The following is a 12041-nucleotide window of genomic DNA, read 5'->3' as shown; positions in this document are numbered from 1 at the left end:
TGTGCGCCTTTATGCCCGGAAGGCATCAGCGTGGTCCAGGATGAAATCTTTCAGGGGACGCGGCTCGGCACCGGTGACATTTTTATAATCCTCCGTGACTATGTCGCCCCAGTTACGGCTGTATTCGATAAAGTAGTCACGAAGAACATTCAGCGTGTACGTATCTAATCCTTTGCTTTTTAACTCGGCAAGCGCAAGTTCAGTCATCACCGGCTGATAACGGATTTCACGGTTCAGTACTGAACTGAGATCGGCAGCCACGTCGTGCATGCTGACCGTTTCCGGCCCTGTAATGGTGTAAATTTTTCCTTCGAGGTCGGAAGTTGTCAGAAGTTGCGCGACAAAATGACCGATATCCCGGGTATCGATGATCCCCATACGATCTTCACCCAAAGCAAAGTAAAGTTTGCCCTTAGCCTTCACGCCGTCTGCAGCCATCATCAGATTCTGCATGAAAAAATGCGGCCGGATGATGGTCCAGGCCAGTCCTGATGCCATCAGTTCGCTGTCAGAAAGAGCATGGTGGCGGCCGTTAATGGTCGGTGCGTCGTGCCCGGCTCCAAATGCTGAAAGCCGCATCACATGCTTAACGCCTGCCTGATATCTTCTGTTCTTAACTGGCACAGTGCCGATGCATGGGCGCAGGACAAGATGGCGCTGGTTCTCTCATGACATAATCAGAACATCAGCAATCGTGAAGCCTACCGGTCCTTTTTTACGCTTAAAGGTCATCCCTGCAGTTAGTAAACAGAATTTAGGCAGTGCGATTTTCAGGAGGTAAGCCCTGCCATTACAGGTCTTTCGTTAATATCTCAATATTCTGCGCAAGGATGTTAAGCACTGCATTAACATACACATCCCTGCTGCCCTGATGCCACATCACGCACAGCGGCAGCCCTTCAATATTCTCGACCGGGGCCAGTGGCAGATACCTTACGCCGTCCGCGTTCATGTTGCGGTAAGAGGAGGGAACGAGCGCCACGCCCAGCCCTGCTGCAACAAAGCTCAGAATGGTCTGTTTTTCCTCGGCATACTGCGCAATAACCGGATGCCTGTCCGCCGCTCTGAACAAGTTCATCGTCAGGTCATGGCTGTGAGGACGGGTGCGTCTTTCCGGCACGATGACGGGCTCATTGCAAAAATCTTCGAAGCTCACCCGGCCGTAATTCACCAGCCGGTGATGCGCGGGCACCGCCAGCACACAGGTTTCATGGGCAATAAAGCGGGTGGTCAGGGTAACGTCTGTCTGTTCTGGGGGCCGAACAAACACCAGATCCAGCCAGCCGGAGGTCAGCCGTGGGATCAGGCTGTGCGATTTATCTTCGCTGATATGGATATCCGCATCAGGGAACGCACTGACAAACAGGTTGAGCAGTTTCGGCAGTAATCCCCTCGCCGCACTGTCAATGGCGCCGATCCGCAGCATTTTTTTCTGCGGCGCGATATTTTTATGAAACCTCAATCGTAACGCATCGAAATCCGCAACAACGGCTTTGGCTTCACTCAGAAACTCAGCGCCTTCCCGGGTCAGGGACACATTACGGGTCGAACGATTCAGCAGGAGCAGACCCAAATCCTCTTCCAGCAGCCGGATAAATCGGCTGAGTGACGCGGGCATCATTTCAAGCTTCCGGGCAGCCCTGCCAAAGTGAAGTTCATCACCTACTACCACGAAGCATCTGAGCTGATTTATATCCATTTATTATCCGGATTCAGATTGTACAAATTATTTATATAACTCGTTGCTGATGATAACGCCAGTCAAAACAGCATACTGAGTTCACAACAAAATGATAACAACCCTACCTGACTGTGGAGCATCCTGATATGCACAACGATCTCGAAAAAAAGGTGATGCGCAAAATAACGCTGCGGATCATTCCTTTTATCATGCTGCTGTATTTTATCGCGTTTCTCGACCGGGTTAATATCGGCTTTGCCGCCCTGACCATGAATCAGGACCTGGGATTTTCGCCAATGGTGTTCGGGCTGGGTGCCGGGATATTCTTTCTTGGTTACTTTCTGTTTGAAGTCCCGTCTAACTTAATTCTGCATAAAGTCGGTGCCCGTATCTGGATCGCCCGCGTCATGATCACCTGGGGACTGGTTTCGGGGTGTATGGCGTTTGTACAGGGCACGACCAGTTTCTATGTTCTGCGCTTTCTGCTTGGTGTAGCCGAGGCCGGTTTCTTCCCCGGCATCATTCTTTATCTCAGCTACTGGTTCCCGTCCGTAAAACGTGCGCAGGTCACCGCCATTTTTATGGCGGCGGCACCGCTCTCTACTGCGCTTGGATCACCCATTTCTGCCGCGCTGCTGGAGATGCACGGGCTGATGGGGTTCGCTGGCTGGCAATGGATGTTCGTGCTGGAGGCGATCCCGGCCTTACTGCTGGGCATCGTTGTCCTGTTCTGGCTCACCGACCGTCCGGCCAAAGCGAAATGGCTGACCGAAGAAGAGCGTACGTGGCTGCAAAATACCATGCAGGCTGAAGAGCAGGCTCGAGCAGGGGGGCAAAGCCACAGCAGCACATGGCGTGGCCTGGCGGATAAGCGGGTTCTGGCACTGGCGCTGGTCTACTTCGGCACGTCAGCCGGCCTTTACACCCTGGGTATCTGGGCACCACAGATTATTCACGGCTTCGGCGCCTCATCGTTAGAAATCGGCTTCCTCAATGCTTTCCCTGCGGTGATCGGCGTTGTTGCCATGATCCTCTGGGCCCGCCACTCCGATCGGACCCGCGAGCGCAGCTGGCACGTTATTGCGGCCTGTCTGCTCGCGGCAGCCGGGCTGATTTATGCCGGAAGCGTCAGCACCCTTTTCTCAGTGATTATCGCGCTGACACTGGTCACCGTCGGGATCAGCGCATCCAAGCCTCCGCTGTGGAGCATGCCGACTCTGTTTCTGAGCGGGCCGGCGGCGGCGGCGGGCATCGCTGCCATCAACTCGATTGGCAACCTCGGCGGTTTTGTCGGTCCGATGATGATTGGCATCATCCGCCAGCAAACCGGCAGCTATACCTGGGGACTCTATTTCGTGGCCGGATTGCTGAGCGTTTCAGCCCTGACGGTGCTGATTCTGGCGGGAAAAGCGAAAAAGCCACAAACCGCAGAATTTCATCAACCTCATATCCATTAATCGACACGGAGAAACACCATGCGTAACTACTCTATTGCCGCTATTCCTGCTGACGGTATCGGTCCTGAAGTCATCTCGGCCGGCATTGAAGTTCTGAAAGCGCTGTCACATCGCGATCCGCAGCTGAAATTTGATATCCAGACCTTCGACTGGGGTTCCGACTACTACAAGCGTTATGGCGTCATGATGCCGGAAGAAGGGTTGCAGACACTGAAAAAATTCGATGCTATCTATTTTGGCGCGGTCGGCGCACCGGATGTGCCTGATCATATTACCCTCTGGGGGCTGCGACTGCCGATTTGCCAAGGATTTGATCAGTACGCGAATGTGCGGCCGACAAAAATTCTTCCTGGCGTCACGTCGCCGCTGCGTAACCGGGGACCAGGCGATCTTGACTGGGTCATCGTGCGCGAAAACTCCGAAGGCGAATACTCCGGGAATGGTGGCCGCACCCATAAAGGTCTGCCGGAAGAGGTCGGCACCGAAGTGGCGATTTTCACCCGTGTCGGGGTCACGCGCATCATGCGTTATGCTTTTAAACTGGCTCAGTCACGTCCGCGTAAATTGCTGACGGTGGTGACCAAATCCAATGCGCAGCGTCACGGCATGGTGATGTGGGATGAAATTGCGGCTGAGGTGGCGCAGGAATTCCCGGATGTGCAGTGGGACAAAATGCTGGTTGATGCCATGACGCACCGCATGACACTGCATCCGCAGAGCCTTGACACGATCGTCGCCACCAATTTACACGCCGACATTTTATCCGACCTGGCGGGCGCGCTGGCGGGCAGCCTTGGCGTGGCTCCGACGGCAAACATCGATCCTGAGGGGCGCTTTCCTTCGATGTTCGAGCCGATTCACGGCTCAGCCTTTGATATCACCGGTAAGGGTATCGCTAACCCGATCGCCACCTTCTGGACGGCGGTACAGATGCTGGAGCATCTGGGCGAACATGAATCTGCCGCGCTGATCATGGAAGGCATCGAACGTGTCTGCTCCCTCGGCATCCTGACGCCTGATGTGGGCGGCACGGCAACAACGGCCGACGTCACGCGCGCCGTGGTGCAGTTCATCGAATCCCGTTCAACCGTTGCCGAGAGTGCATAACGATGAGAAACGATCAGGCCGCAGCGATACTGGGGGATATCTTTAAGCAGGCGGTTGACAGTGCCCGTCCCGGGCCTGTGGTTACGGCCGCGCTGCCGCAGAAGCCCGCCGGCCGCTGTGTGGTGGTCGGGGCGGGCAAGGCTTCGGCCGCCATGGCTGCGGCTGTCGATGCCGCATGGCCAGACGTGGATGTTAGTGGCGTAGTGGTGACGCGCTATGGTCATGCAGTGCCCGCCGGGCGTATCCGTATTCTGGAAGCGTCTCATCCGGTTTCAGATGCGATGAGTGCAATGGCAGCAATGCTGATTCTTGAGGCACTGCGCGGCCTGACACCCGACGATCTGGTGCTGGCGCTGATATCAGGCGGTGGCTCTGCCGTGATGGCATTACCCGCGCCGGGTATCACGCTGGCCGATAAACAGTCTGTTACCCGCGCACTGTTGCACAGCGGAGCCAGCATCAGGGAAATGAATCTGGTGAGGCGTCATCTGTCGGCAGTAAAAGGCGGCAGGCTGGCTGCAATAGCGCAGCCTGCACGGGTGGTTTCACTGATTATCAGCGATGTCCCGGGGGATAATCCGGCGGATGTGGCATCCGGTCCAACGGTGGCTGACGGCAGCACGCCAGAAGAGGCGCTGAAGGTGCTTGAACGCTACGGCATTCCGGTTTCCGCCGCGGTTTGCCATGTGCTGAGCCAGCCGCCTGTGTTGTCAGCCATGCTGCCCGCCGGTGAGGTCAGGATGATTGCCACGCCAGCAATGGCATTGCAGGCCGCGGCCAGCGCGGCGCGCCATCACGGTCTTAACCCGCTGGTGCTCGGTGACGCCATAGAAGGTGAGAGCCGGGAAGCGGCAACCGTCATGGCCGGTATCGCCAAATCCGTGAAGCAGCACGGTCTGCCGCTCAAGGGGCCAGCTGTGTTGTTGTCGGGGGGTGAAACAACGGTCACGGTAAGCGATGGACAGGCGGGTAAAGGCGGGCGTAACACTGAGTTTTTACTTGGATTAGCCTGTGCACTGAGGGGCGAAAGCGGAATCTGGGCCATCGCGGGCGACAGTGATGGTATTGATGGCACGGAGGATGCGGCAGGAGCAATGATTTATCCTGATTCGCTGGCGCGCGGAAAAATCCGCGGACTTGATGCACTTAGCTACCTGAATGCGCACGACAGCTACAGCTATTTTCACGCGATTGATGATTTGCTGATAACAGGTCCGACGCTAACAAATGTTAATGATATCAGGATAATACTTGTAGACTAACTTTCCGCTCTCTCTTTAACGGAGAGAGCGGGAGGCAATACATTATTCATTTTGTAAATCGGTCTGCCCAGGGCATCAGTCAGTGATCCTGACGTGATAGCGGAAGATTTGTGACTGCATAACGGCTTCAGGGTAAACGTATTTTCTTTTTTCAGTCTGTCAGATAACAACAGTGGCTCTCAGCGTTAACTTCGGGCGAACAGCTACATGGGTTGCATAAATTAAATACTAAGATAGCGAGGCTGTCCTGGCATTCAAAAGATACAAAAACTGGCTAAAAAAACGCCTGAAACTGAACATTTCCAGCCAAAAAGACAGGCTTAGGTGGAAATTTGACAGGCTATGTAAGCTGTATGATTAATCAGGAACGTATAATCGGGTTTTCCGTTCATACACAAGGCATAGCATGAGATTATTCAGCGACAGTTTTAAAGATGGTGATGTGATCCCCTGTAAGAACAGCTTTGCTGTATACGATCCTGAAAATCATATCCGTTTATCTGACAACTTAAACTCTCATCTCGCATGGGAAAATAGTAGTAACTATAGGGGGTGCTAGCTAGCTCACTGAATTCTAAACTGTTTCCATCCTAACTAATGTTGTGTGGAGTGAGCAACGCCCGCTTCTGGTACAGATTCGCCTCTTCACTACTCACCCGACGTAGCGGGGGTTCTGAAAATTATCGACAACGCCCAGCGGGCGGGATTTTCCCTTGAACAGATCCGCCAGTTTCTGCCGCATGCGCAAGAAAACTGGGACCACGAGGGGTTAATGCAATCGCTACAAACCCGCGTAGCCGAGATCGAGCGATTGCAGAATCAACTGCAGGAGAGCAAAGAGGGGCTGATGACGATGATCGCCGACATTGCAAATCGACCCGAGGGCATCTCCTGCGGGGACAATATGCAGCGGTTGATAGGCCTGTTGCGGGATCCGCAGCTGTTATCGCCTTCAACCAAACCCGCCCCCGCGGCGTGAAGCGTCGGCCCGCACATCAGGCCACCGGCGCCACCGTCAGCAGCAGATTGGCGAAGCGGCGCCGTTCGCCGGAGGCGATCACCAGCAGCGTCCGATCCGATTTGACCGCCGCATAAAAATCCTCGCGCGCCAGGTGCTCGATGGCGCAGCTTGCAGGCAGCAATCGCCGATACTCGGCTTCGGCGCCGTTGATAAAGTCCGGCGGGCAGGCCATTAGCGCGGCGCTTTCCACGTTGATGCAGGTCAGGATTTTTTCCAGGATCAGCGGGGCCGCGAGCGTGCCGGGCGACAGGTTCAAATAAACCCGGGTCGCGTCTTTGGGCGCGTTGGTCACGCAGGCGTAGTTGCCGTCGGCGATTAACAGCTGGGATTTGTGCCCGCATTGCGCCAACGCGCAGAGCAGCTGCGGATGGATGAGGTCTGATTTAATCATGATGGCTCTCTCTGAGCAGGCAGCCGCAGCGGGCCGCCTGCGGGTGAGTTACATGCGGAAAATGCCGCCGTTGATATCGATGGTGGCGCCGGAGACGAAGCCGTCATATTCCGCGGCCAGGAAGGCGATCGCCCGCGCTACATCGTCCGGCGTGCCGGCCCGGCCCAACGGAATGGCGCGAATGGTTTCCTCCGCCGACTGTTGGGTGGTGTGGCGGTTATGGAAACGCGTGCCGAGGATAAGCCCGGGGGCGACAGCGTTGACTCGAATGCCATGCTCACCCAGCTCCGCCGCCAGCGAACGCGTCCAGGTCAGCACCGCGCCTTTGGTGGCGGAATAAACCAGCGAGCCGGAATGGCCGCCGGAGCGGCCGGCCAGCGAGGCCAGATTGACGATGCTGGCGCCGTCCTGCGCCGCCTTCAGGAAGGGCAGCGCGCTCTGCGTAACGTTCAGCATGGTGGTCAGATTCACGTCGAGCACGGTTTGCCAGAACGCGCGGTCGATCTCCCCCAGCCACTTGCGCCCCACGATACCGCCGACGTTATTGATCAGAATATCGATGCCGCCGAGAAACTCGGCGCCGGCCAAAACGCAGCGCGCGGTCTCGTCGGCCGAGGTTAAATCGGCGTAGCTGTAGGCCGCCTTTTGCCCGCGCGCCTGGGCCAGCGCCACTAACGCTCTGGGGCCTGACTCATCGCTATGGTAGTGAAAATAAATATCGCAGCCGGCCTGAATCAGCCGCTCGGCCGTTGCCCGGCCAATGCCCTGTTCCGCCCCGGTAATGAAGACTTTTTTGCCTGCGAGGTCGCCCATGGTTTATTTCTCCGTTGTTAACGTGGTCTGAAAAAGAGTTAAGAGTTGATGACGCCTTCACGCTGTTTGGCGCAGTAAAAAATGCAGGTCAGGCCGGTGGCCAGCAGGCATAAAGACAGGAAAACCAGCCCCGGGGTGCTGCTGTGGGTCAGATCGTTCAGCAGCCCCACCGCATAGGGGGCGACAAAGCCACCGATATTGCCGATGCAGCTCACCACCGCCAGCCCGGCGGCGGCGGCGGCCCCGGTCGAAATGTTGGCGGGCATGGATAAAAATGACGGCACGGAGGTGTAAATGCCGATGGCGGCGATGCACAGGAAAGACAGCGAAACCCACAGGTTGTATTTAAAGAAGATCACTGCGCCCACCAGGCCGATGGCGGCGACCACCATGCTGATGCCGGCGAATACGCCGATTTTCCTGGTTTTGCTGGCCCACAGGCTCCACGGATAAACCAGCAGCGCGGCCAGGCCATAAGGAATGAGCGCCAGCAGGCTGACGTTGAAAATGTTGTCGCCGGAAATCGAGGTGAGGATGGAAGGCAACCACATGCCGAAGCCATAAATGCCGCACACCATGCCGAAGTTGAGCGCGGCATAGAGCAGGTATTTTTTGTTTTTAATGCCGTTGAAAAAGTCGGCCAGGGTGATTTTGGCGCCGGATTTGGAGCGGCTGGCGTTGTTCATCAGCCAGGCCTTTTCTTCGACATCGAGATAGCCGACGTCCTTGGGCGAGTTTTTGATGACAAACGGGATCAGCAGGCCGATGATCACCGGCGGGAGACCCTCGATGATAAACAGCAGCTGCCAGGGCTCCAGGCCGAACCAGCCGTGATCGATAGCGAGGATAAAGCCGGAGATCGGCGAACCGACGGCATTGGACAGCGGCTGGACGATAATGAACATGCCGAGGATTTTGGTGCGATACTTTTCCGGAAAGAAAACCGTGAAATAATAGACCACGGATGGGAAAAAACCGGCTTCACATACGCCCAGCATAAACCGGCAAATATACAGCTCCATCGGCGTGCGGACAAAACCGAGCAGGGTGGCGAAAACGCCCCAGGAAATGAGGATCCTGGCGAACCAGATGCGTGGCCCGAATTTTATGGTTCCTGCATTGCTGGGTATTTCAAACATGAAATAACCGATAAAAAATATGCCGGAGGCGAACCCGAAGGCCGACGCGGTTAGCCCCAGGCTGCTTTCCAGCGCCATCGCGGCATAGGCCATGTTGTTCCGGTCAAGAAAGGCCAGGAAATACAATATGATCATCAAAGGGACAATATGCAGCGTAAGTTTCCTTATGGCGCTGCGCTCAATTTCCTGCTGCGTTCTTTTTTGCATGTTCGTTTTTCCCATGAGGGGCTCGGAATAATAGAATCTCTGGCTCATCGGAATGAGCTGAGCAATTAATTAAGCGTCTAGTAGAGATGTGTCTGATGTATTAATTACCGCCGTGCAAAAAAACATTGGCGTGCATATTTATTTCCTCTGGTTTTGGCTAATACCACTCCGGACAATGAAAGCCCGCTCATCGTCGAAACGCATTCGTTTTATATCGCGCCGTTTAATTGGCGCTAGCTTGTTTCGCTTCTGACCGACTGCCGGCTGATAAAGGACGGCGGAAAGAGAAATTCGCCTGGCGGCAGCGCATGGTTATTGATGCGGCTGATCAGGCGCTCGACCATCAGCTGCGCCATTTCCGCCAGCGGCGGCATTACCGAGGTCAGGCCGGGGTCGGCCAGGCCGGACAATGAAATATTGTCGATGCCGACGAGGGAAACCTCTGCGGGCACCCGCACGCCGGCGGCGCGCAACCCCGCCATCAACCCGATGCCCAGCGCGTCGTTAATCGCCACGATGCCGTCCGGTCGCGGCTGCAGGGCGAGTATTTTCGCCGCCAGGGTCAACCCCAGTTCGAACATTTCGCTGTCGCCATATTCGCTGCGGGCTGTGCCTTCGATAACCCGCCGGCGCACCGGCAAGCGGTGATGGCGCAGCGCCGCCAGAAACCCCTCTATCTTGTGGTTGCGGCTCATGGTCAGGGTCGCTTCGGTCGCAAAAACGACGTTTTGGCAGCCGCGTTCAATCAGATGCTGCGCGGCCAGGCGGCCCGCTTCCGCGTTGTCCATCGATACGCTGTCGAATATCCGGGTCTCTTCGGCCATGCTGTCCGAGAAGCGGTTATCGTAGCTGACGACCCTCATTCCCCGCTCGGCGGCCCGCACAAAGTGGGTTTTGCGAATATCGCTCGCCGCCACGATAATGCCGCGCACGCCGTGCGCGAACATATCTTCGATAAACGCCGACTCTTCGTCTTCTCGCCGGTAAGAGTTGCCGAGCAGCACCCGATAACGATAGGCCCGGGCGGACAAATCGACGGCATGAGCCAGCGCCGAAAAGCTGGGGTTGACGATCGACGGTACCAGCAGGCCAATGATTTTCGCCCGATCGTTATCGCGCGGCGCCGGGGGCCTGAGCGGCCGATAATCCAGCGCGTCCATCGCCCGCTCGATCCGCATCCGGGTTTCTTCGCCCATTTGGCCGGTGCGGTTATTCAGAACGTTTGAGACGCTGCTGATGGATACGCCGGCCAGCCGGGCGACATCGCGAATATTGGCCATCTTGTCGATATCCTTGCTTCTTGCCGGCTGCCGATATTCAGCAATCTATAAGGGAACCAGGGCGCAGGCAAGCTGCAACGGGCGGCGAGCCGCGGCCGGATATCGCTTTTGTGAAAATAGTCATGCGCCGGCGGATATGTTTACTAAACAGCGGGGGCGGTGGGTATGACCGAGATCTGCGAGGCAACTCTCGTTTATAGTCCTTCGGGGGGGCGGGTTCTGTACTATTGTTTTCTCTTTGCAGCACGCGCCAGGCCGTTCCGGCGCTGGGCACCGCGGAGATAACAGATGAACAAACGGGAATTAGAAAGCGCGATTGTCACCGATTTTTCCAAACGCATGAGCTACGGCGACTACCTGTGCCTGGACCAACTGCTGGACTGTCAACATCCTCTCTCCAACCCGCAGCATCACGATGAGATGCTGTTTGTGGTGCAGCACCAAACCTCCGAACTGTGGATGAAGCTGATGCTGCACGAGCTGCAGGCGGCGCGGCTGCTGGTGCAGCAGGACAAGCTCAGCCACTGCTTCAAGATCCTCGCCAGGGTCAAACAGATCCAGCGGCTGCTGTTTGAACAATGGGCGGTGCTGGAAACGCTGACGCCGTCGGAGTATGTTGAATTCCGCGACGTGCTCGGCAACTCTTCGGGGTTCCAGTCGCATCAGTACCGTTCCATCGAATTTCTGCTGGGCAACAAGAATGCCGCCATGCTGGCGGTGTTCAGCAACGATGCGGAAAAACACGCGGCGCTGAAGGCGATCCTGGAAGCGCCCAGCCTGTACGATGAATATTTGTTGTACCTGGCGCGCCACGGCCTGCCGATCCCGCAGGAGTGCATCGAGCGCGACTGGACACAGCCTTATCAGCGCAACCCGAACCTGCTGCCGGCGTTCAAGGCGATTTACGACAACCCGCAGAGGTATTGGGAAGCCTATGAAATGGCGGAGAAGCTGGTGGATATTGAAGAGAGTTTTCACCTGTGGCGTTTCCGCCATATGAAGACGGTTGAGCGGATTATCGGCTTTAAAACGGGCACCGGCGGCTCCAGCGGCGTCAGCTTCCTGAAAAAGGCGTTGGAACTGACCTTTTTCCCTGAGTTGCTGGACGTGCGTACCGAAATCGGCGCTTAGCGGCCGGCCGGGCGCGGAACCTTAAACAGTGAGGGGAAGGGCGATGAGCATCAGGATTATCGATAAGGCGGCGGAGAAAGTGGTGGGGGTGCGGGTGGTGGGGCCTTATCCGCAGACCATCCCGCAGGGCTGCCAACGGCTGATGGCCTGGCAGCGGCGGCAGGGGGTGCCGCTCGGCAACCGGCTGGTGCTGTATTGGGACGATCCGGCCGAGGTGGCGCCAGAGCGGCTGCGCGCCGACGTGGCGTTTACCGTGGCGGACGATTTCATCCTGCCGGCGGGCAGCGAAGGCTTCAGCGTGCAGAGTTTGCCCGCCGGGCAATACGCGGTCTACAACGTGCGCGTCAGCGATGGGGACTTCGAACGGGTATGGGGGGATTTCTACCAGAAAGCGCTGCCGGCCAGCGGCTACCAGCCGGTAGAAGGCGTGAGCTACGAGCACTATCTCAACGACTGCGAGGCCGACGGTTATTATGACCTGGATATCTACCAGACGGTGCAGAAGTGGTGAGGCGGGGGATCGCGAGGCGGGAACGCGTCGCCAGGGGCTCG

12 protein-coding genes are annotated in these 12041 nt (G+C 56.7%); 6 read left to right on the top strand and 6 right to left on the bottom strand.

Annotated elements, in window-relative coordinates:
* Window positions 1–9 precede the first annotated feature (9 nt).
* Together D7I37_RS23660 and D7I37_RS23655 are read right to left on the bottom strand one after the other, a co-directional pair.
* A complete protein-coding gene (locus D7I37_RS23660) occupies window positions 10–579 on the bottom strand; it encodes an NmrA family NAD(P)-binding protein (protein WP_129544474.1) in 570 nt (189 codons plus the stop codon).
* A 211-nt stretch (window positions 580–790) separates the two neighbouring features.
* Window positions 791–1699 (bottom strand): LysR family transcriptional regulator, encoded by a 909-nt coding sequence (locus tag D7I37_RS23655; protein WP_129544473.1) that lies wholly within the window; start codon window positions 1697–1699, stop codon window positions 791–793.
* Window positions 1700–1827: 128 nt separating this feature from the next.
* On the opposite strand from D7I37_RS23655, the gene D7I37_RS23650 reads away from it, so the two are divergent.
* The 4 genes from D7I37_RS23650 (at window position 1828) to D7I37_RS23630 (ending at window position 6486) form a co-directional block, all read left to right on the top strand.
* Window positions 1828–3138, top strand: a complete 1311-nt coding sequence (locus D7I37_RS23650) for an MFS transporter (RefSeq protein WP_129544472.1) — start codon at window positions 1828–1830, stop codon at window positions 3136–3138.
* Between the two features lie 18 nt (window positions 3139–3156).
* Window positions 3157–4245: a tartrate dehydrogenase gene (locus D7I37_RS23645; protein ID WP_129544471.1), complete on the top strand. Its 1089-nt coding sequence runs from the start codon at window positions 3157–3159 to the stop codon at window positions 4243–4245.
* A gap of 2 nt (window positions 4246–4247) precedes the next feature.
* Window positions 4248–5507 (top strand): glycerate kinase, encoded by a 1260-nt coding sequence (locus tag D7I37_RS23640; RefSeq protein ID WP_129544470.1) that lies wholly within the window; start codon window positions 4248–4250, stop codon window positions 5505–5507.
* 673 nt (window positions 5508–6180) lie between these two features.
* The gene (locus tag D7I37_RS23630; protein ID WP_129544469.1) at window positions 6181–6486 is read left to right on the top strand and encodes a MerR family DNA-binding protein; all 306 of its coding nucleotides are present in this window, start codon (window positions 6181–6183) and stop codon (window positions 6484–6486) included.
* Between the two features lie 16 nt (window positions 6487–6502).
* On the opposite strand, the gene D7I37_RS23625 is transcribed toward D7I37_RS23630, so the two are convergent.
* The 4 genes from D7I37_RS23625 to D7I37_RS23610 form a co-directional block, all read right to left on the bottom strand.
* Window positions 6503–6919, bottom strand: coding sequence for an RbsD/FucU domain-containing protein (locus D7I37_RS23625; RefSeq protein ID WP_061794752.1), 417 nt, complete (start codon window positions 6917–6919; stop codon window positions 6503–6505).
* Between the two features lie 48 nt (window positions 6920–6967).
* Window positions 6968–7732 (bottom strand): SDR family NAD(P)-dependent oxidoreductase, encoded by a 765-nt coding sequence (locus D7I37_RS23620; protein WP_061794751.1) that lies wholly within the window; start codon window positions 7730–7732, stop codon window positions 6968–6970.
* A 38-nt stretch (window positions 7733–7770) separates the two neighbouring features.
* Entirely contained in the window at window positions 7771–9006 is a 1236-nt protein-coding gene (locus D7I37_RS23615; protein ID WP_371415237.1) for an MFS transporter, read from the bottom strand.
* A gap of 305 nt (window positions 9007–9311) precedes the next feature.
* A complete protein-coding gene (locus tag D7I37_RS23610; RefSeq protein WP_129544467.1) occupies window positions 9312–10358 on the bottom strand; it encodes a LacI family DNA-binding transcriptional regulator in 1047 nt (348 codons plus the stop codon).
* A gap of 288 nt (window positions 10359–10646) precedes the next feature.
* Here D7I37_RS23610 and kynA point away from each other — a divergent pair, with 288 nt between their 5' ends.
* Window positions 10647–11489, top strand: coding sequence for a tryptophan 2,3-dioxygenase (gene kynA, locus D7I37_RS23605; protein WP_095098106.1), 843 nt, complete (start codon window positions 10647–10649; stop codon window positions 11487–11489).
* A 43-nt stretch (window positions 11490–11532) separates the two neighbouring features.
* The gene (gene sbmC, locus D7I37_RS23600) at window positions 11533–12000 is read left to right on the top strand and encodes a DNA gyrase inhibitor SbmC (RefSeq protein ID WP_061794747.1); all 468 of its coding nucleotides are present in this window, start codon (window positions 11533–11535) and stop codon (window positions 11998–12000) included.
* The last annotated feature ends 41 nt before the right edge of the window (window positions 12001–12041 follow it).

The organism is Serratia sp. 1D1416 (assembly GCF_003641105.1).
Lineage (GTDB): Bacteria > Pseudomonadota > Gammaproteobacteria > Enterobacterales > Enterobacteriaceae > Serratia > Serratia ficaria.
The sequence above is the reverse complement of the archived record's forward strand: the minus strand, read 5'-3'. Positions and strand labels throughout refer to the sequence as shown.